Origin of the sequence: Erythrobacter longus, assembly GCF_000715015.1 — a bacterium.
Taxonomy (GTDB): Bacteria; Pseudomonadota; Alphaproteobacteria; order Sphingomonadales; family Sphingomonadaceae; genus Erythrobacter; species Erythrobacter longus.
Genome location: NZ_JMIW01000004.1, coordinates 42,089 through 60,935 on the forward strand (window position 1 = coordinate 42,089; position 18,847 = coordinate 60,935).

An 18,847-nucleotide genomic window follows, 5' to 3' on the forward strand; every position below is an offset into this window, starting at 1 on the left:
CGTCATTCATTCTTCATCGCTGAGAGGTTGCGCATCGCCCGCGTGAATTTATGCAGAGACATGGATGTTCTACTGCGAGGCAACATCGCTTCGATCAGATAGAAGCTACTCTCATCGTCTACGGCCAGATCCAGCGCACGCTTCAGTTCAGCGCAGGTCTCTACCCTGATCCCGCGGCCGCCTAGCGACGGAGCGATGTCGGCAAAGTGCCAGTCATCCAGATCGTGATAAGTCTGATTGGGCTGAAACCCGCGGAGCATTTCCCAGCTCTGGTTGTTCAGGACGATGACGATTGGAGACCAGCCATATTTCTGGCAGTTTCCCAACTCCCAGCCAGTCATCTGAAATGCGCCATCACCGACGAGAACGATCGGGCGACGCCCGGTAACGGCATTGATCGCGAGGCCTGCCGGAACTCCCATTCCCATCGAGGCATAATAACCCGGCGCGACCAGCGCCGTGTCCGCAATCTCCAACCCGATGAACAGACTATCGCCAACATCGGCTGCGATCGGAGACGATCCTTTGCTATTAAAGAGATCATTGACGGCAATCGCGATATGCGATGGTTCCAAGGGCGTTTCGTCGTCGGGCAATCCGGTCGCGTAGACAGGTTCCGGTTGCGGCTCCGGAACGCCGATTGTCTCAGCAATCTCGAGCAGGGCATCAACCAGTGCCTCAAGAGAAACGTCCGGATAGAGGTGATGGCCGAGTACAACCGTACGATCCAGGGCACGGATAGAAGCTCGCATATCTATGGCACGACCGGAGACACCGAAATTGGTGTCGCATGTAATAACACCTAGCATCAGCAAGCAGTCTGCACCTTCAATTGCGCTCGCAATATTGGTGTCACCTGCGGATCCGAGATATGGTCCCACCAATGGAAGTGTGAAGTCGGCAAACAGCCCGCGCCCCATGAAGCTGGTTGCGACTGGCACCCCCAGTTTTCGGCAAAGGCTCGCGATCTTGTCTTCGAGACCATATCGGCGCGCCTCGACGCCCACCAGAATTGCGGGCGACTTGGCCGAGCGCAGTCTGTCGAGGACTTCCTTGGCACAGGCACGCGCTGCATCGTGATTGGCAGCCGGCAACGCTATGGCCGGTGCTGACGCGCAAGGCTGATCGACCAGATCACGGGGGATCTCGATGTAGACAGGGCGTGAGAGGCTCAGCGCCGTATCGAGCACTCTGGCAATTTCGATTGGAGCGGTTTCGAGATCGTTCAAAATGCATTGCGCACAGGTCAGTTCGCGAAAGATCTCGAATTGCGAGCTCAACGTCTTCACCTGGTGGTGGAGACTGAGCCCGAGTTTGCCCTCGTCGGCGCCCGGTCCCCCCGATATGACCACCAGTGGAGACTTCTCCGCATAGGCCTGCGCCACGGCATTAACCATGTTAAGAGCGCCCGCGCCATAGGTCACCACCGCTACGCCCAGCGAACTACCAATCCGTCCGGCCGCATCTGCCGCATAGCCAACAGAGGGCTCATGGCTGAGCGTGTGCAAGGGAAGGATGCCGCTTTCGGCAATAGTGCGGAAAAATGGCAGGACGAAATCGCCGGGGAGCCCGAAGATGCGGTCTGCTCCGCGTTCTTTCATCGCGTTCAGAAGGACAGTTCCGAGCGTTTCTGACAATGAGATTTCCTTCCAAACGGCGTGCTCGGGAGAGCATCTCTGGCGCAGCTATGGTGGCCAACTGCCGGGCTCTCCTTGACCGAAATCAAAGGCAGGAGGTCATCGCCCTGAACTTCTCCCAAAAACCTTCTCGGTTTGACATTTATCAAATGAGACGCGGAATTTTGTGCTTAGGCATGCGTGCGCAACACAACATCTTGTGGTTTGGCGGCGCAATCCGCGGTCGCGCCACTGTCGGGAGGAAAAGCGATTATGACACTTGAACTGCAAGAGAAGAACTTCGGCGATGCAATTGCGGCTAATGATCAATTGGGTTTTGGCGACCCAATGCCAGGCCCAGTCTGGTCGGGGAGCAAGATCGATTGTTCGGATACTGTCGGCGAATATATCTCTGGTGCCGATTGGCGGATCAAGGCAAATGCCAATGTCGGTTACTCGCATGCCGGATTGATAAGCAATGTGGCAGGTAAGGTGATCGCCAATTACTGGCTCGACGAAATCTACGCCCCTGAAGAAGGTCTGGCCCATCGCCAGGGCGACATCCATATCCATGATCTCGACTGCCTGACCGGCTATTGCGCGGGCTGGTCCTTGCGCGCGCTCCTCAACGATGGGTTTAACGGGGTCGCTGGCCGCGTATCCTCACGCCCGCCGCGGCATTTCCGAGAAGCGCTGGGGCAGATGAGCAATTTCCTCGGCATCCTTCAATCCGAGTGGGCTGGTGCTCAGGCTTTTTCAAGCTTCGACACCTATCTTGCGCCCTACGTCTTCTATGACAATCTGAGCTTCGCCGAGGTCAAAAAGGCGATCCGGCAATTCGTCTACAATCTCAATGTACCGGCACGGTGGGGGCAGTCCCCCTTCACCAACATCACGCTCGATATCGTGGTGCCAGACGATTTGCGTGAGCTATATCCGACATATAGAGACGAGCATTTGTTCAAAGGGATCAAGAACGAAGAGCTGCTCGCGCAGGCACAAACGCGCGACATGGGGCTACGCAATCTGGAAGACATGTCCTTTGCTCATTTCGGACCGGAAATGGAGCTGATCAATCTCGCTTACTATGAGGTGATGACAGAAGGCGACGCCACGGGACAACCGTTCACCTTTCCGATCCCGACGGTAAACATCACCGAGGATTTCCAATGGGACAGCAAGGTTGCAACTGCGATCTTTGAAAATGCTGCCAAAGTTGGTTCTTCATATTTCCAGAATTTCATCGGGAGCCAATATCTGCGCGACCCCGACACGGGCGAACGACGCCCCAATCCCGAGGCGTATTCGCCCGGCGCTGTTCGCTCGATGTGCTGCCGCCTCCAGCTGGATCTGCGCGAATTGCTGAAACGCGGAAATGGTCTGTTTGGATCAGCCGAGATGACCGGTTCGCTGGGGGTTGTCACCATCAACATGGCGGCGCTCGGATACCGTTTCAGAGGAGACCTGCCCGGACTGATGGCGGAGCTCGACCGGCTGATGGATATCGCGCAGTCCACGCTGGAGAAAAAGCGCGCCTTCGTGCAACAGATGTATGATCGCGGGCTTTATCCATTCACGGCGCGCTATTTGCCATTCCTGCGGAACCATTTCTCGACCATCGGGGTCAACGGAATGAACGAAATGGTGCGCAACTTCACTGAGGACGCGTCTGACCTGACACAGCAGGGCGGTATCGATATGGCACTGGCGATCCTTGACCATATGCGCGAACGGCTGGTCGGCTTTCAGGAGCAAACCGGCAACCTCTACAATCTGGAAGCAACCCCGGCGGAAGGCACTACCTACCGGTTTGCCAAGGAAGATGCGAAACGGTTTCCCGACATTCTTCAGGCGGGCAGCGATGAAAACATCTACTACACGAATTCCTCGCAGATCCCCGTCGAACACACTGATGACCCGTTCGAGGCATTGGAACTGCAGAATGATTTGCAATGCAAATATACCGGCGGAACGGTGCTCCATCTCTATATGAACGAGAAGCTCTCGAGCGCGGACGCGGCCCGTAATTTCCTGAAAAAGGTACTGAGCAATTACCGTCTGCCCTATGTCACGCTCACGCCGGTATTTTCAGTCTGTGACACGCATGGCTATCTCGATGGCGAACAGCCTGAATGTCCCGAATGCGGAGAACGGACCAAAGTCTGGACCCGGGTGATGGGTTATTTCCGGCCCGTGGACAGCTTCAACAAGGGTAAGCAGGGTGAACACCGGCAGCGCCGCCACTTTACCGAAGATGCTGCCATGGTCGGCGATTTGTTCGCACCACAACGCTGAAATGGGAGCTGTTGCGCCAGTGGAGAGGAATGCGCGGCACGGGACGACCCGTGTCGCCACGCCCTTTTATGCCGTAACGCCTTTCACCATGCTCGATTTCCCAGATCGTATTGCCTGCATCCTGTGGATCGCAGGATGCAATATGCGCTGCGGATATTGCCACAATCCGCAAATCGTACTGGGCAGGGGAAGCATCGACGAAGACCGGGTGATCGAGTTTCTGACCCGCCGTAAGGGATTACTGGACGGTGTAGTGTTCTCCGGTGGTGAGGCAACAAGTTGGAAGCATCTTGCGCGCTTCGCCGCTCAGGTGAAATCGATGGGATTTGCGATCAAGCTCGACACTAACGGCCTTAGGCCGGACGTTGTTCAATGCCTGCTCGATGAACAATTGGTCGACCGTATCGCGCTCGATTACAAGGCGCCTCGGTCGCATTTTCACAAGGTCACCGGGGTAACAGCCTATTCGCGCTTCTCGGCGACGCTCGACCTGCTTTGCACGCAAGGGAAAATACTTTTTGACGTGCGGACCACGGTGCACACCGATCTGCTGGACGAGGAAGCCATCGTCGCGATGGCAAACGATCTTTTCCAGCGCGGATATCGCGGAGTCTATGCCATCCAGTCGGCGGTGATCGACCCTGATCGCCCCACTCTCGACGGCTTAGCCGCGCAGTCCCGCCCGCTTGATATGGAGCGGCTGCGTAATGGAAGTCCGCTGCAACTCGAGTTTCGCTAAAGTGTCCAAAGCTTGTGAATGCGGGCGTCGCCCGCGAAGATGAAGCGGCACGGGCTATTCGCTAGCGACCCAAGCGCAGCTTACTGCTGATTACGGACCGACGCAGGCGGGTCCGCTCTCGCGCCGGTTTCATCAGCATGCGCTGCACGGCCTTACGTGCTGGAAGCAACTGGGCCAAGCGCAGAGAAACGCGGCGCGCAATGCGTGCCGGTGGCCGGTCGTCAGTATAGAGGCCTACGATGGAATTGGTGGCCAGGTAAATCGGGCGGCTTTCGCGCCGATGGCGTCGTTCGTAGCGAGCAAGCGCCGCTGGGTTCGCAGGATCTCCTCCGCGCTCCAGAATAGGCAGTATCTCCTCGGAGAGATGCCGCACGCTGGCGAGACCTAGGTTGAAGCCGTGCGCAGTCACCGGATGCATGCCGACCGCCGCGTCTCCGATAAGTGCAGCTCTGTGGGCGACAAACCGCTTAGAATAGGTGGTTGTCAGGGGATAAGAATGAAGCGGGCTTAGCGGTGTCATCGTCCCGAACCGGCCACGATAGCGCCGCTGAAGCTCTTGCCCTAGCGCTTCCGCTTTCAATTTCTGGAGTGTGGCGGCCTCGCTCTCCGGTAGGGTCAGTACAGCTGAAGCCACGCCATCCCCGAGAGGTAGGAGGGCCAGAGTCTGGCCGTGATCGAACCATTCAGTTGCGATATCGTCGTGCCAGCTGCCAATCTTGACGCGGCCCACCAACATGGCCTTGCCCAAACGGTTCATCTCCGCACCGATCCCGAGCTGGTCACGAACAAAGGAGAACCGGCTGTCTGCACCAATCAGAAGGGCTGCAGAGATATCTTTCCCATCAGACAAGGTAATTCTGACCGACCTTTTACCCACTTCAAGCGAAACAACCTTGGCCCCCGCCAACACTTCGACATTCTCGAGATCTTTTACGGCTTCATAGGCCGCCTTGCGGATCGTGCAGTTCGATACCATGCACCCTAGCTGGCCATCTATCTCGCCTGGTCCATAACGCAGCGCATAAGGCGATTTGCCATCGTATATCTGCGCTTCTCTCAACGTGAACACTTCTTTCGCATCAATCCTGTCCCAGACACCTAGCTGCTCAAGATCTGAGATCGATTGATGCGTCAGGGCAATCTCGCGCCCATCGAAGGACGGATCACTGAGCGCCGTGAGCTGCTGCGTATCGACGAGGATGATGCGCGCGCCAGACGAGGACAACGCGCGCGCCAAACTAAGGCCCGCAGGACCCGCACCGACAATAACGATCTGAGTATACAACGCATATCTCCTGAGAAGTTATTGTGCGGGTATCGCCAAAAGAAACGCGAGACATTGATTCATATCATATCGCAGTACGAATCGCCGAGACTATGACCTCTCACGCGGCTGCAATCCTTCCTCCATTGTGTGAAACCGATGCGAGCAAGGACACATGTCGACAAAGAACTAAACGAAACCGTTTCGTTTCAAGGACGAGAATATGTTTGAACAAGTCGGCCACGCAGCAGGACAGGCGGCCTCTTCTGCCGAAGCTATTGCGATTGAGACGCATGGCAGCCTTGCTGCCGAGGAGACGGATAACAAAGAGGTATGTTCCATCGATGAGGCTCATGAAACGGGTCTCGACAAGGCGAGCGCGGTCAGGCGGCGATGGCTCAAGCCCGCCCTCTGGGTCCTGCTTACTTTGGTGCTTGCCGTCGGCGGTCACGCTTTGTGGAAATACCAGACCATCGGTCAGTACATGCAATCCACCAACGATGCCTTTGTTAGTGTGGAGGAGGTCCCGGTTGCCGCGAAGCTCGCTGGATATGTCGATACTCTTGCGGTCCATGACCATGCTGCGGTGCGCTCTGGCCAGACGCTGCTGCTTCTCGACACAACCGATTACACTAACCGGCTGGACCAAGCGAACGCCCAAATCGGATTGGCCCGTGCGAATGAAATCGCGACGCTTTCCGGTCTTGGTGAGGCTGAGGCCGCGATCCGGCAAGCGCAAGCGGCGGTGATGGGCGCGAGCGCCGAACTAGCCTATCTCGACGCTGAGCTCGCAAGGCTTAATCCGCTGGTCGCCGCAGGGGCGGAACCTCACAGCGCTTTGGATCAACTTGCCGCCAACCGCGCCAAAGCAGCGGCCGATCTGCGCGCCCGTCAGGCTGGAGTAGTCGCGGCACGCGAGCGCGTCGGATCGATCAGAGCGCAGGCGGGTGCCACACGCGCTCAAATCATGGCGGCGAATGTCCAGCGGATGGCAGCGCGCAACGATCTGGAAGCGACCGCCCTTACCGCCCCTCTTGGCGGGCGCGTTGGGAACCTTTCGGTGCGGCCCGGGCAATTTGTGCAGCCGGGCCAACGACTGATGAGCATCATCCCGGTCGGCGACTTGTTCGTCACCGCCAACTTCAAGGAGAACCAGATCGGGCTGATGCGTCCGGGTCAACCCGCCACGATCGAAGTGGACGCCCTGCCTGGGGTCCGCTTTGACGGCGTGGTTGAGAGCATCTCTCCAGGGACGGGCGCGACTTTCTCGCTGGTGCCGCCAGAGAACGCGACGGGCAATTTTACCAAGATTGTCCAGCGGGTTCCGGTGCGCATTCGCATCAAGGCGGGCCCTGAAGCGCGCAAGGTTCTGGTTGCAGGTCTCTCGCTCGAAGTATCTATCGATACCCGATCTGCGCGTGGCTCCATTGAGGCGATCCGCCGCGAACAGGATGCTCGCACATGAGCGGAGCGGCCTCATTACCGCTTAAGGCATTCCCGACTCGGCAGCAGCAACCGGTGGGCCGGGCCAATGCTAAGGCGTGGCTCGGTGTCGCTGCGGGCTCCATCGGGTCCTTGATGGCGACCCTCGACATCTCGATCGTCAACGCTTCTCTGCCAACGATCCAGGGGGAGATCGGTGCGTCCGCCAGTGAAGCCACTTGGGTCGCCACCGCTTATCTGGTCGCCGAGATTATCGTCATACCACTTACGGGATGGCTCGAACGTGTGTTTGGGCTGCGCCGTTTCTTGCTGGGTGCGGCAGTGTTGTTCACCGGCTTCTCGGTTCTTTGCGGTCTTGCCAGCGATCTGCCGACGATGATTGCCGGGCGCGTGGGCCAAGGCTTCACCGGCGGGGCAATGATCCCGACCGCCCTGACGATCATCGCAACACGCCTCCCACGTTCACAGCAGCCTGTTGGGACGGCAATCTTTGGCGCGACGATCATTCTCGGCCCAGTTATCGGCCCATTGGCGGGTGGCTGGCTGACCGAGAACTTCAGCTGGCACTACGCGTTCTTCATCAATGTCCCGGTCGGCGCACTGCTGTGCGCTCTGCTAATCCTCGGTCTCCCAAACGAGAAGATGAAACTAAACGAGCTTGCCTCAGCTGATTGGTTGGGCATCATCGGAATGTCTCTCGGGTTGGGCGGGCTGACGATTGTGTTGGAGGATGGCCAGCGTGAAGGATGGTTCGATTCCACGCTGATCCTGCAACTGACCGCCGTGACCATCGTCGGCTTCGGGCTGCTGGCTATCGGTCAGGTCGCGGCCCGAAAACCGGTCATCAAACTGGCTCTGCTCAAGAAACGCGAGTTTGCAGCAGTCTTCGGATTGTCTCTGGTGACCGGCTCAGTGATTTACGGGACGAGCTACGTGATCCCACAATTCTTGGCAGCCATTGCCGGATACAATGCGCTTCAGGCGGGCCAGATCGTTTTTCTCGCAGGGGTGCCGGCGCTCATGATGATGCCGCTGATCCCCATGCTGATCCGGACGGTCGACCTGCGGCTCGCAGTTGCAGCCGGCTTCGGAGCAATGGCACTGGGCTGCTATGTCGATACGACGTTGACCGCCCAGAGTGCAGGCGAAGCCTTCACCACGTCCCAATTGCTGCGCGGTTTCGGTCAAGTCATGGCACTCATGTTCCTCAATCAGGCGGCCATCAGCGCGGTCGGAATTGAAGAAGCAAGCGACGCCTCGGGTCTCTTCAATGTAGCGCGCAACCTGGGCGGGTCGATCGGCTTGGCGCTGCTGGCAACAGCGCAGGAAACCCGCTGGTCCTATCACCACGCGACCATCCACTCTGCAATTCCCGCCAATGATCCCAATGCGCAAAGCTGGCTGCAATCGCTTGCGCAGCAATTGGGGGGTGGGCCCGAAGGTCTCACCGCCGCTTATCGGATTATTGATGCCAGCATCAGCCTCGATGCCTTGGTCATGGCTTTCAACGACGAGTTCCTGCTGCTGACTGCGGGAACAGTGCTGGCCATTCCGCTTGTTTTCCTGCTCAAACCCCTGCCAAAAGGGCAGATCAATATGGCAATCCACTGATGACGTATCGCCGGTTTTCTTCTGCCCTCTGGCACCTTCTTCCGGCTGCGGCAGTGATCTTGGCGCTGCCAGCATGCACCACCGTGGGCCCGGACTATCGCGGTCCGCCAATCGCAGCGCCGGTAGCCATGGAGCGTGGTCATTTCCTGCGCGAACCGGCCAGGGCGCAAGAAGGTGCGCCCGTAGCGGAGTGGTGGGTCAGTCTGGCTGATCCAGTGCTCACCCAACTTGTGCAGCGTGGCCTTGAAGGATCGCCCAATCTTGCCATGGCACGGGCAAAAATCACACAGGCTCGCGCTGGCCTTTCGGCCAATCGGACGGCGGTCCTGCCTACCCTGCGCAGCTCTGCCTCGGCCCCATACGCCAATCTGCCAGCCGACATCATCGACACCAATCCCGGTACCGACCGGATCGATTTCCAGCGTTATTCCCAAGGCTTCGACGCAAGCTGGGAGATCGACTTGTTCGGCGGCACAAAACGCAAGGTTGAGGCTGCCTCCGCCCTTGCCGAGGCGGCTGAAGCGGAGCTAGGCGATGCGCAGGTCTCGCTCTCTGCCGAAATTGTCCGCCTCTATTGCCTCTACCGAGCGCAGCAAGCGCTGCTGAAGCTGCAACACGAGCAGGCTGCAATTGATGGTCAGTTGATCCAATTTGCGCAGATGCGCTACGATCAGGGTAGCGGACCGCGCCAGCCGGCTGAGCAAGCCCGCTTGCAGGCCGCAAGAACCAGTGGTGACGTTGCAGCCACGCAGGCGCAAATTGTGCTACTGGCGGACCAGTTGGCAATGCTTACCGGGCAAGAGCCGGGCACATTGGACGCGGTCCTGGCCTCCACAGGGGAAGTCCCTTTGCCCCCGGCAGCAATAGCGTTGGGCGATCCGGCCATGATGCTACGACAGCGCCCTGATATCCGCGGTGCGGAACGAGCGCTGGCCGCAGCCAATGCTGACATCGGGGCGGCAATGGCGGAGCAATTCCCGAAAGTCAGTTTCTTCGGGCTATTGGGGCTAGGCGGCACAACCCCGGCAGACCTTCTGGCTCCGACCGACATCATTGGGCTGGCCCTTCCCAGAATCAGCTGGTCTGTTTTTGAAGGTGGCCGCTCAGAGGCGCGGATCACGGCGAGCGAGGCCGCTTACACCGAACAAGTAGCCGCTTATCGTTCGGTCGTGCTTGGCGCCTTGGCTGACGCGGAAGGGGCGCTCACCCGTTTCGGAACGGCAAGAACGAAGCTGGGCGCAGCTGACCAAGCGGAAACGAGCGCTGACACCATTGTGGCTCTCCAGCGTATGCGGGCAGATGGCGGACGGCTTTCCGAAGAGAGTGTTCTTGTCGCTAGGCGGGAGGCGATCCAGTTCGCATCGGCGAGCGTGCAGGCCAGAGCGGAAGTGACCATCGAATTTGCGGCAGTGCACAAGGCGCTGGGCTTGGGTTGGACCGTGGAAACGGGCGAATGATGAATGCATCGCTCACAGCACACGTCCCGGCACGGCCTTGCCAGTTCCACGCACCCGGCTTGGGCGGATTTGAAAGGCATACAGTAGCACGATGACAAAACCCGACTGCATGAAGCAAAGCTCCAAAAACAGAAGACGGCATGCACACTCAACGTGCGCAACCAGTGCGCAGGCCGCTCCGACGAAGACCGGGCGCCCTTCAGCGGAGGAGTCTGAAGTCTTGTACGATCTCATCCTCGATGCGGGCTGGGACTTGCTACTCAGCAAAGGGTTCGAGAAGTTCTCTATTGACCGCCTTGCCAGATTTGCCCGGGTCGGCAAGCCGACCATTTATGCCCGCTTCGAGAACAAGGAAGACCTGCTTCGGAAAATCCTGGTAAAGCGAATAGAGTGGCAACAGGAATCGATATTCTCGTCCATCGACCCGTCTTCTCTCTCCGCAGCGATTCCTGTTTTGGCGGCAGAAGCAGTGTCCGTCTTCCAATCGGCGGAAGTCCGCCTGATTGATCGGCTGATCGACTGGATCGATTATGAGGCCGACAAGCAGAGTCCTTCCCTTCGTGGCTGGACGGCCCAGACCACGATATCGATCCTCGAGCAGCACATCATCGAGGCCAATGCCCTCGGAGAAACCCACATCGCCGATCCCAAGGCAACCGCGACGTTCCTGATAGAGGGGATAGCAGGTCATGCACGGCTTTCGGATACACGTTTACCGCAGGCCCACTCGGCCCATCTCGCCTGGGCGCACGATTACTGGCAGCTTCTCCAGTCCTCGCTAGATAAAAGAGCAGCAGATTAAAGCCATCAAGGTGACGAAGAATAGGTGCGGCGCATTGGTTATGCCGTCGTCATTCACAACGTTTGGATTCGTAACCAAAGACCAGCGCTTGTTGACTGTCGGTCATCAGATCATTTGACACAAATCGCAGTATGGATCACGGACTGTAGAGATCTTGTAGTCAAAAATCGGTCGCTCACACCGCAAGAATTGCTGTTCTTTGATCGGAGTGCGCGTCTATTCCTCATGGGGTCAAACCCAGGGTATATCTGCACCAATATTGATCGTACAACAGAACAATAGTAGCATTCCAACGCGAGCCGCTTTCGATAAAGGGGATCGCCACAAAGGCCCAGCTATCGCGGTTTATCTCGCAATTTCGCACTTTGATTCTTGCGGGCATTAAATGACTTTGGCATGCACCCTGGGTTCGGACCGCGCGATCCTAGAGCTCCTTGTGAAGCCTTTCGGACAGCCAAAGTACGGTGGACATCGAATGGCCCGGATTTCAAACATTCTCAATGGCCAACTGCTGGAGAAAGCGAGACCGTGATCCGGTAATCTGCGCAAGATCGAATTGGTCGAGATGCGCCAGGAAAGCGTTCAGCGCGCCCGATAGTGCGGACTTGAGGCCGCAAGCGCCGTCAATAGCACAGTCTTCCTTGCCGCCCATGCAGGCAACAAAGCCTGTCGTGTTCTCCAGCTTCCGCACCACGTCACCGACATTGATTTGCGAGGGAGGGCGGGCCAGGCGCAGTCCTCCGCCTCTGCCGCGCTGCGTCTCGACAAACCCGGCGGCAGCCAGATCCTGAGCGACCTTAGCCAGATGGTTGCGCGAGATGGCGTAGTGATCCGCAATCCAGTCAATCGACAAGACTTCATCCTTGGCCGCGAGAGCCATGAGCATTCGGAGCGCATAATCGGTTCGGAGGTTTAACTGCATAAAAAAGGTATATCAGATGTTGCTTTTAGCGCAAAGCCCATTTAATGGGTATATCAAATACCTCTTAACGAGTATCTGCAATGCACGCACCGATCGAAAAAACCCGCCAAGAAGTGCGCAATGCACGAGCCGAAAAGCGCGCTCATGCTGTGGCCTGCGGCGTCGATGAGCAATTCGTCTCGATCATGGTCGAGAGTTTTTATGCCAGCATCCGCAAGGATGATCTGCTCGCTTCGATCTTCGCACACCGTATCTCCGACTGGCCTGAACACCTAGAGCGAATGAAGACCTTCTGGCGCTCGATACTGTTTAACAGCGGTGAGTTTTCCGGAAATCCGATGGCCAAGCACATGGCCATTCCGGACCTCGAGGAACGGCACTTCGCGCGCTGGCTCGAGCTTTTCTATGCAACATTGCAGAGCCTTGAGGCGCAGCCGGATGGCACCGCGCTTGTCGCGCAGCGCGCCCGAGCCATCGCCGACAGCCTCTTCACCGGCATCTCTATTCGACGAGACGGTCTCGCCGGATCAAAAGCAGGAAGGAACCTCCCCCATGTTTGAACAGCAATCAATTGTCGCCGAACGCGAGACCGATGTCGAGGCAGAAGTCCATTCGCTGGAGAGTTTGCTACAGCCTTTGGCAACAGCGCCAGTGGCACCGAGCAATGCGGGTTTCCAGCTTCCGCGTAAACTTTGGATCGCAATGCTCGGATGCTATGCAACATTCTTTGCAGCAATTGCGTTGGCGACTGGCGGCAGCGGCGCAGCGCGTTTCGCCATCATCGTTTCGGTGCTTTATACAGCCATGTATTTTGGACTGGCGAGAATTGGTGCTTGTCAGGCTGGACCTGAAGGCCGGTCGCCGCTCGATGAGGGCAAGAAACTCAGCACCTGGACCGGCATGATGGACAAAAATGCCGTGTATTCTCAGGTCCTGATCGTCCCGGTCGCAGTCGCCCTGTTTGGCATCGCCATTCTTTTCATCACACTGGCAATCCCAGTATCTGGCTAATTATGGAAAAAACCCTTCCTTCCTGCGTTCAAAAATACGCTGAGTCGCCACTGTTCAACGAGCAGACAGTGCCTGCCAAACTGACATCAAATCACGATCTCAAGCCAGGAGTCTGGGGCAAGGTCTGCGTTGTGTCGGGCACGCTCAAATACAGTCTTCCTGCTAAGTCTAACGACCCACAGATTATCGAGGCAGGCGGCTACGCGATCATCGAGCCAGAGCAGGTGCACTTCGTAACACCGATTGGCGAGGTAGAGTTCAAGGTCGAATTTTATCGCTAATATAGTCGCTTGAATTGTAGGAGACCGACTAAGGAAAGTCGGCTTTGAACGGCAGCTAACGCAGATTGCCTGTCAAAGCCGGACAGCCGGAAAAGGCCCAAAGCAAGTCACGAGACCGATAGCCTGCGAATTTTTGCGGGCCTTTCTGCGGGCCTCGATACAAGACGCGACCTCTCGTTCGATTTCATTCCAAACATTTAGGTGGGCGTCGATGTAGCTTTTTCGGGACTCGAAACGCTGAGTGTTGTCAAACCAAAGCAATTAGGCTGCTAATATATAGGGTTCTAATTCACCTGACAGGTAGAGCTTTTTTGCCTTGGCACGGCTGAGCTTGCCTGTACTGGTCCGCGGCAGGGTGCGGGGAGGAACAAGCTCCACAACGCAGCTCATGCCTGTCACCGAGCGCACTTTGGCCATGATTTGCTCGCGCAGTTTTACCCGCTCTGCCGGGTCCGACACGCGGCAATGGACAAGGACAGCCGGCGCTTCTTCGCCGTTTTCCGTTTCAACCGCAAAGGCGGCAATGTCGCCGTGGTTAAAGCCGGGGAGCTGCTCAACCGCCCACTCGATATCCTGAGGCCAATGGTTTTTACCATTGATGATGATCATGTCTTTGGCGCGGCCGACGATAAACACGTAGCCATCGGCCATGTAACCCATGTCGCCAGTGCTAAGCCAACCGTCCACTAGGCACGCGGCGGTCGCGTCAGAGTTGCGGAAGTACGAATGCATCACACTCGGTCCGCGGCACCAAACCTTCCCTATTTGGTGATCGCCCTTGGTCTCGTCGTTCTCGCCCCGAATTTCGACCTCCATATCGCGCACCGGTTTACCGCAATTGACGATGGCACGGTATCTGGCGGGGCGACTGATATCGCGGGTTGTGCCCGAAAGGCGCTCTTCTTCGACAAGCTCAACTTTGATGCCTTCGCCCGGCGGCATCAAAGTTACCACCAATGTAGCTTCTGCAAGGCCATAGCTCGGCAGAAAAGCGCTGGACTTAAAACCCGCAGGCTGAAGAGCATTGGTGAAACTCTGCATCACGTCAGGGCGGATCATGTCCGCGCCATTCCCCGCAATCCGCCAACGTGCGAGATCGAACCGTTCTGAAACGTCAACTTGGCTCGAAATCCTTCGAGAGCAGATTTCATAGCCGAAAGTTGGTGAGTAGGAGATCGAGGTGCCTTGATTGCGCGTAATTAGGTCAAGCCAAGCTAAAGGACGTCGTGCGAAATCTTCAGTTCTAAGAAAGTCGACTGAAACCTGATTAGCTATCGGCGAAAGCAAGCAACCCACTAAACCAAGGTCATGATACCAAGGGAGCCAACTGATACATCGGTCTGATTGCTTCAGCTCCAAACCAAGGCCATGGGCCTTCAGGTTGCTCAACAGCGCCTCGTGCGTGACCAAAATACCTTGAGGTAAGCGAGTTGAACCGCTTGAATATTGTAGGTAACAAGCATCGGTTGGTTTCGTAATCGGTAGCTCGCACTCAATTGCTGGAATTGTCTGAAACTCTTCAAATGCATACGCTTTGCATCCGCGTCTTTCCGCAGCAGAGCGCCCTAGATCATCGAGCTCATCAGGGAATAAGAAGAGACTAGGAGAGCAGTTCTCCATTTGCGCCATAATCTGATCGATGTAACTCTCTCGACCTCCGAAGCTGGTAGGTAATGGCAATGGTGTTGGCAATGCGCCCGCCAATACTGCTCCGAAAAATAGGGCGGCATAATTTGGCCCTGTTTCAGCAATTATTGCCACTCGATCACTAGGTCTAATTCCTTCCGAAATCATTCTGCGGGCGGCCGCTACTGCATCCGAGTATAGCTCTGAGTAATAATACACTCGGCTCAAAGTGCCTCGGGAATCGTGAAAGTTTAAACCGCGTCTGCCTCTCGCAGCATACTCGAGAGCATCACCCAGTGTTCGAAAGTCTGCAAATCTGCGTGGAAGTCCTCGGTCGAACGTTGGTGTTGGTCTAATGCCTTGTTCGCCACCGTCCGCTAAGTCTGCACCTAAGCTAACACCGCCAGCCTCCGCGATCGCTGAAAGCTCTCCGAAAATTGGCAGTAATTTGCTGCTTTCGTTTAGAATGTGCTTCGATTTTTCACTAGCCTGCAAAACGAAATCTGTTTCTACACCTTCCACAATTCGGAAGTCAGAGTCATCGAAATGAAGATCTGGGCAGTGTTGGCTCACTAGTCGCCTGAAACGAAGGCGCGCCACACGCCCAAGAATTCCGGTAGAGAACGCACGTTTTGCCGACGAACTCATCGTCCTTTGCCTCAGCCAAGAGGCAGCTGACCTCGCTAGATGCACATCGTCTCTGCCATTGTCGAAGAGCAAGTCAAATGCAGTTAGTGGCGCATCCTCGATGATTTCGTCAAGAATATCGTCCACTTCTAAAATAATTTGATAGCGCCTCCCGACATGTACTCTGTCTTTCCAAAGAAACACATCGTGCCAGATATCGCCGACCATAGCAGTTCTATGGTAGGCTACCCCGATACGCTCTATTTCCGCGCTTCCATAGCTATCAAAGCCGATGATACGAGAATTAGGATCGCCGCTAACGGCGGAGCGCGCTACGTACCATAGGTTCCCCCCATCAGTACGCCAATAACATGGAAGAGCAAATCCATTCCGAGAGACCCGCTGAAAGCCGCAGAGAGTAAACTCTGAACTCCTATCCATCGATAACTCCTTTCGAAGCCAATAAATCTCTCACGATGTTTGTGATTTGATCGGCGTAGTGCTTCGGATATTCATTTGGTTGCCAATCATAGTATATCTCTTCGATTTCGGCTGCGCGTATTAGATCTAACACTTCGCTTAGAGATCCATCTTCATCCTCAATATGCTGCTTGGGCAAGACCACAGCACGACAATGCTCCAGCAGGGGTATGTTGCAAGAGTATGCGACTTCAATAGCGCAAGACCTTCCATCTGGTGCATTTATCCGTGACGATTCAAGTCTCGCTATCGCTATGTAGCTCCTCCCAACTTTGTCGAAGCTTGGTAACGACATCGGCAGTTCAGACTTTACCTCACCGTCATAATATGCCTCTCGCGATCCAAACGCCCACGCGATATGAGCTTCAGCCGCTTGCAGCTTTGGAGAAAGTTCATAGTCGTCCAGAAAGACTGTTGGATCTGGACAATCTCCAAACGTTTCGTTCAATGCGCCTCCGGTATCGAAAGGATACACATGAAACGGAGCTGCCAAATTCTCTGGATCGATGATAAAAACTGCTGGAAATCTAGAAACTTGGTCTGATTTTTCTAAGTCGGCTTTCTGCCCGTAAGCAGGTTTGAGTGCAAAGAAGTAGGCAAGCTTCTTATTTAGAGCTTTACATTCGCGCGTTTCAATCTTCTTAGATTTGAGGATTTCGTCTGCCCATCCCGCCATCGTAACGTGCGTGAGCCAAAGGTCGCTACCATCAGATGTTGGCTCAGCTCTAGCGTCTAATTTGCGTTCGGACGGAAGGTTCTGTTCTCGTCTTAGAATTGCCATTGGCCCCCCTTCAAATGGTTGCTAGTTTCAACCTAACTTTCCAAACTCCGACAGCAACCGAAAAGTCTCTCCTAAGCACGTTTCGAAGTATTGATAAAAAACGTCATACGATTGCTTCAGCTGTCAATTGTCGAGGCATAAACTCCGAATGGAGATTTTGGCTAACGGGTTCTCCGCCTGATCCATTCATCAATCTCGTTCTCAGGCCAGGCAACAGAATATCCCCCCAGACTTACCGGCTTCGGAAACTTACCCTCGCTCATCCAGCGATAGATTGTCGAACGGCCAAGCCCGACGCGGTGCTGCACTTCGGGCAAGCGAATGAGCCGCGTCACCCGGCGGGGCTCTATCGCTCCTTTGTCCATCTCTTCAACCACGATGGCCTCCTTCGGCATCGGCGAAGACATCGCCAAGCAATGCGTCCTTACGCTCGAGCTCATCGATGTGATCGGAGAGCAGCCGTGCAACACGATGCGCGGTGCCCTTAGCCCAGCGCGGCTTCACGTCGTGAACCTGGTTGCCCAAGACACGCTCCATCGCCGAGGGCAGTTCACCGGAAAAGACCTCGAAGAATTGCGCGAGGTCCGATTGCAGCCACGCAATCGCATGATCGTCGCCGCTGACGAGGAACAGGAGCAGATGCGCATGCGGCGCTACGCCGCACGCCGCGAGAATGCGCAAGGCCTCGCCAAGGCTTGCCGACCGCTCGCCAGCAAGGACGCGGCGTAAGGCATCCTTATGAATCTGCGCGTCGCGCGCGACGTTGCAGCGCGCCCTGCCGCTGGCTTCAACAGCAGCGAGTAGAAGCTTGGCGAGGTCAGCGCGAACCTGTTGTTCGGCAAAGAGCGTCATGTCAGTCATCTACGAATCCCTATCTCTAGCGGTGATCGATTGACCGGCTAGCTCGAAAGGAAACCTGTAGGAAAACGAAAAGAACAATTAGAGAACATGAAGGAAGTCACGAATCAGCTTCCTTCAATGATTCGCGCATATTTCGGCCGCGCTCGCGCAGAATCCGGCAAGCTCCGATCAGAACCCGGCAGAGTTGGCGCGATCAGGCGCTCGGCCTGCTCGGATCCCGTCTCCAAGCCTTCTCAATGTCGCTTTTCGCTTGGTTGAGCAGGCCCAAACGCATTTCCCGATTTCCTACAGGTCGGTTCTCGAGAGAGGAAAGAACATACAGCGAACGCATCGCTGGCTGATGTTCCATCTTCTCGAAAGGTTCCACCCATGACCACCAAGACTGCCCTTCCGGCCCAGCGCCGCGCCGTAGGCCGCATTCCGCGGCGCGACTATGTCCTCCCGGGCTTCGTTGCGCTGGCCTGCGCCGGCGCCGCTTTCGCTGGCGCCGACACCACCTTCGATCCTGCCCTCAACCAGTTCACCGATTTCCTCGAAGGCTCGGGCGGCAAGATCATCACGGTGCTCAGCCTCGCCGCCGGCCTGATCGGGCTTGCCTCGGGCCGCTTTTCGCTCGGCCAGATCGCCGTGCCGGTGGGCGTCGGCATCGGCGTCGGCACGGGCGTGCCGATCGTCACCTCGGTCGTGACCGCGGTCATCTGACCCCCAGACCCGGTCACAACAGGAGGGCGGCATCATGGCCGACAGGTATCTTGTTCCACGGCGGCTCGACGATCCGGAGCTTATCGGCTTCTGGACCATCGACGAGTTCGCAGGGATTCTCATTCCCTTCGCCTGGGGCATTCTCGCGCAGCACATTTTCATCGGTATCGGCCTGGCCGCCGGAACCTGGTTCGCCTTGCGGAAGGCAAAGGCTCGCGGTGCCGGATCGGCGCTGGTGCACGCCGCGTATTGGTACCTGCCCGGGAGTTTCCTGGGGCTGAAGGCCACGCCGCCCTCCCATTGCCGCCTGCTCGCGGGCTGAGGGAGGG

18 protein-coding genes are annotated in these 18,847 nt (G+C 56.6%); 11 read left to right on the forward strand and 7 right to left on the reverse strand.

Annotated elements, in window-relative coordinates:
* Positions 1-2: 2 nt before the first annotated feature.
* Positions 3-1,637 (reverse strand): indolepyruvate/phenylpyruvate decarboxylase, encoded by a 1,635-nt coding sequence (gene ipdC / locus EH31_RS10295; protein WP_199797021.1) that lies wholly within the window; start codon positions 1,635-1,637, stop codon positions 3-5.
* A 252-nt stretch (positions 1,638-1,889) separates the two neighbouring features.
* Between ipdC and EH31_RS10300 the strand changes: the two genes are divergently transcribed.
* Positions 1,890-3,911 (forward strand): ribonucleoside triphosphate reductase, encoded by a 2,022-nt coding sequence (locus EH31_RS10300; RefSeq protein ID WP_199797022.1) that lies wholly within the window; start codon positions 1,890-1,892, stop codon positions 3,909-3,911.
* 1 nt (position 3,912) lies between these two features.
* Positions 3,913-4,650: an anaerobic ribonucleoside-triphosphate reductase activating protein gene (locus EH31_RS10305; RefSeq protein WP_051699170.1), complete on the forward strand. Its 738-nt coding sequence runs from the start codon at positions 3,913-3,915 to the stop codon at positions 4,648-4,650.
* Between the two features lie 61 nt (positions 4,651-4,711).
* On the opposite strand, the gene ubiM is transcribed toward EH31_RS10305, so the two are convergent.
* Positions 4,712-5,935 (reverse strand): 5-demethoxyubiquinol-8 5-hydroxylase UbiM, encoded by a 1,224-nt coding sequence (gene ubiM / locus EH31_RS10310; protein WP_051699171.1) that lies wholly within the window; start codon positions 5,933-5,935, stop codon positions 4,712-4,714.
* Positions 5,936-6,137: 202 nt separating this feature from the next.
* On the opposite strand from ubiM, the gene EH31_RS10315 reads away from it, so the two are divergent.
* The 4 genes from EH31_RS10315 (at position 6,138) to EH31_RS10330 (ending at position 11,227) form a co-directional block, all read left to right on the forward strand.
* Positions 6,138-7,379: an HlyD family secretion protein gene (locus tag EH31_RS10315; protein WP_081853358.1), complete on the forward strand. Its 1,242-nt coding sequence runs from the start codon at positions 6,138-6,140 to the stop codon at positions 7,377-7,379.
* Positions 7,376-8,968 carry a DHA2 family efflux MFS transporter permease subunit gene (locus EH31_RS10320; protein WP_034960261.1) on the forward strand — a complete coding sequence of 531 codons (1,593 nt, stop codon included), beginning with the start codon at positions 7,376-7,378 and terminating at the stop codon, positions 8,966-8,968. The genes EH31_RS10315 and EH31_RS10320 overlap by 4 nt, the downstream gene beginning before the upstream one ends.
* A complete protein-coding gene (locus EH31_RS10325) occupies positions 8,968-10,425 on the forward strand; it encodes an efflux transporter outer membrane subunit (RefSeq protein ID WP_051699172.1) in 1,458 nt (485 codons plus the stop codon). The genes EH31_RS10320 and EH31_RS10325 overlap by 1 nt, the downstream gene beginning before the upstream one ends.
* A gap of 220 nt (positions 10,426-10,645) precedes the next feature.
* Positions 10,646-11,227 (forward strand): TetR/AcrR family transcriptional regulator, encoded by a 582-nt coding sequence (locus EH31_RS10330; RefSeq protein ID WP_161782143.1) that lies wholly within the window; start codon positions 10,646-10,648, stop codon positions 11,225-11,227.
* A 487-nt stretch (positions 11,228-11,714) separates the two neighbouring features.
* Here the strand turns inward: EH31_RS10330 and EH31_RS10335 are convergent, their stop codons facing one another.
* The gene (locus EH31_RS10335; protein WP_034960266.1) at positions 11,715-12,149 is read right to left on the reverse strand and encodes an RrF2 family transcriptional regulator; all 435 of its coding nucleotides are present in this window, start codon (positions 12,147-12,149) and stop codon (positions 11,715-11,717) included.
* An 80-nt stretch (positions 12,150-12,229) separates the two neighbouring features.
* Between EH31_RS10335 and EH31_RS10340 the strand changes: the two genes are divergently transcribed.
* Genes EH31_RS10340 through EH31_RS10350 form a run of 3 tightly spaced genes read left to right on the forward strand, consistent with a single transcriptional unit; the run spans position 12,230 to position 13,441 of the window.
* Positions 12,230-12,709 (forward strand): group III truncated hemoglobin, encoded by a 480-nt coding sequence (locus EH31_RS10340; protein WP_051699173.1) that lies wholly within the window; start codon positions 12,230-12,232, stop codon positions 12,707-12,709.
* A complete protein-coding gene (locus tag EH31_RS10345; protein WP_034960268.1) occupies positions 12,702-13,160 on the forward strand; it encodes a hypothetical protein in 459 nt (152 codons plus the stop codon). The genes EH31_RS10340 and EH31_RS10345 overlap by 8 nt, the downstream gene beginning before the upstream one ends.
* 2 nt (positions 13,161-13,162) lie before the next feature.
* Positions 13,163-13,441: a TehB-like domain-containing protein gene (locus EH31_RS10350; RefSeq protein ID WP_034960269.1), complete on the forward strand. Its 279-nt coding sequence runs from the start codon at positions 13,163-13,165 to the stop codon at positions 13,439-13,441.
* 261 nt (positions 13,442-13,702) lie between these two features.
* Here the strand turns inward: EH31_RS10350 and EH31_RS10355 are convergent, their stop codons facing one another.
* The 4 genes from EH31_RS10355 to EH31_RS10370 form a co-directional block, all read right to left on the reverse strand.
* Entirely contained in the window at positions 13,703-15,424 is a 1,722-nt protein-coding gene (locus EH31_RS10355) for a fatty acyl-AMP ligase (RefSeq protein ID WP_034960459.1), read from the reverse strand.
* Between the two features lie 703 nt (positions 15,425-16,127).
* A complete protein-coding gene (locus EH31_RS10360) occupies positions 16,128-16,955 on the reverse strand; it encodes a hypothetical protein (RefSeq protein WP_034960271.1) in 828 nt (275 codons plus the stop codon).
* A 161-nt stretch (positions 16,956-17,116) separates the two neighbouring features.
* Positions 17,117-17,350 (reverse strand): helix-turn-helix transcriptional regulator, encoded by a 234-nt coding sequence (locus EH31_RS10365; protein ID WP_199797029.1) that lies wholly within the window; start codon positions 17,348-17,350, stop codon positions 17,117-17,119.
* Complete coding sequence (locus EH31_RS10370) at positions 17,325-17,816, reverse strand: hypothetical protein (protein WP_034960274.1); 492 nt, start codon at positions 17,814-17,816, stop codon at positions 17,325-17,327. Before EH31_RS10370 ends, EH31_RS10365 begins: the two co-directional genes overlap by 26 nt.
* 369 nt (positions 17,817-18,185) lie before the next feature.
* Here EH31_RS10370 and EH31_RS10375 point away from each other — a divergent pair, with 369 nt between their 5' ends.
* Both EH31_RS10375 and traL read left to right on the forward strand, forming a co-directional pair.
* The gene (locus EH31_RS10375) at positions 18,186-18,518 is read left to right on the forward strand and encodes a hypothetical protein (protein ID WP_034960276.1); all 333 of its coding nucleotides are present in this window, start codon (positions 18,186-18,188) and stop codon (positions 18,516-18,518) included.
* Positions 18,519-18,552: 34 nt separating this feature from the next.
* Positions 18,553-18,840: a type IV conjugative transfer system protein TraL gene (gene traL, locus EH31_RS10380; protein ID WP_034960277.1), complete on the forward strand. Its 288-nt coding sequence runs from the start codon at positions 18,553-18,555 to the stop codon at positions 18,838-18,840.
* Positions 18,841-18,847 lie beyond the last annotated feature (7 nt).

Excerpts from the sequence above, each read along its gene's own strand:
- EH31_RS10335 (WP_034960266.1), bottom strand. The coding sequence starts at position 12,149 with ATGCAGTTAAACCTCCGAACCGATTATGCGCTCCGAATGCTCATGGCT.
- EH31_RS10345 (WP_034960268.1), top strand. The coding sequence starts at position 12,702 with ATGTTTGAACAGCAATCAATTGTCGCCGAACGCGAGACCGATGTCGAG.
- EH31_RS10325 (WP_051699172.1), top strand. The coding sequence starts at position 8,968 with ATGACGTATCGCCGGTTTTCTTCTGCCCTCTGGCACCTTCTTCCGGCT.
- EH31_RS10315 (WP_081853358.1), top strand. The coding sequence starts at position 6,138 with ATGTTTGAACAAGTCGGCCACGCAGCAGGACAGGCGGCCTCTTCTGCC.
- EH31_RS10370 (WP_034960274.1), bottom strand. The coding sequence starts at position 17,816 with ATGACTGACATGACGCTCTTTGCCGAACAACAGGTTCGCGCTGACCTC.
- EH31_RS10375 (WP_034960276.1), top strand. The coding sequence starts at position 18,186 with ATGACCACCAAGACTGCCCTTCCGGCCCAGCGCCGCGCCGTAGGCCGC.
- EH31_RS10350 (WP_034960269.1), top strand. The coding sequence starts at position 13,163 with ATGGAAAAAACCCTTCCTTCCTGCGTTCAAAAATACGCTGAGTCGCCA.
- EH31_RS10365 (WP_199797029.1), bottom strand. The coding sequence starts at position 17,350 with ATGCCGAAGGAGGCCATCGTGGTTGAAGAGATGGACAAAGGAGCGATA.
- traL (WP_034960277.1), top strand. The coding sequence starts at position 18,553 with ATGGCCGACAGGTATCTTGTTCCACGGCGGCTCGACGATCCGGAGCTT.
- EH31_RS10360 (WP_034960271.1), bottom strand. The coding sequence starts at position 16,955 with ATGGCAATTCTAAGACGAGAACAGAACCTTCCGTCCGAACGCAAATTA.
- EH31_RS10340 (WP_051699173.1), top strand. The coding sequence starts at position 12,230 with ATGCACGCACCGATCGAAAAAACCCGCCAAGAAGTGCGCAATGCACGA.
- EH31_RS10320 (WP_034960261.1), top strand. The coding sequence starts at position 7,376 with ATGAGCGGAGCGGCCTCATTACCGCTTAAGGCATTCCCGACTCGGCAG.
- EH31_RS10300 (WP_199797022.1), top strand. The coding sequence starts at position 1,890 with ATGACACTTGAACTGCAAGAGAAGAACTTCGGCGATGCAATTGCGGCT.
- EH31_RS10305 (WP_051699170.1), top strand. The coding sequence starts at position 3,913 with ATGGGAGCTGTTGCGCCAGTGGAGAGGAATGCGCGGCACGGGACGACC.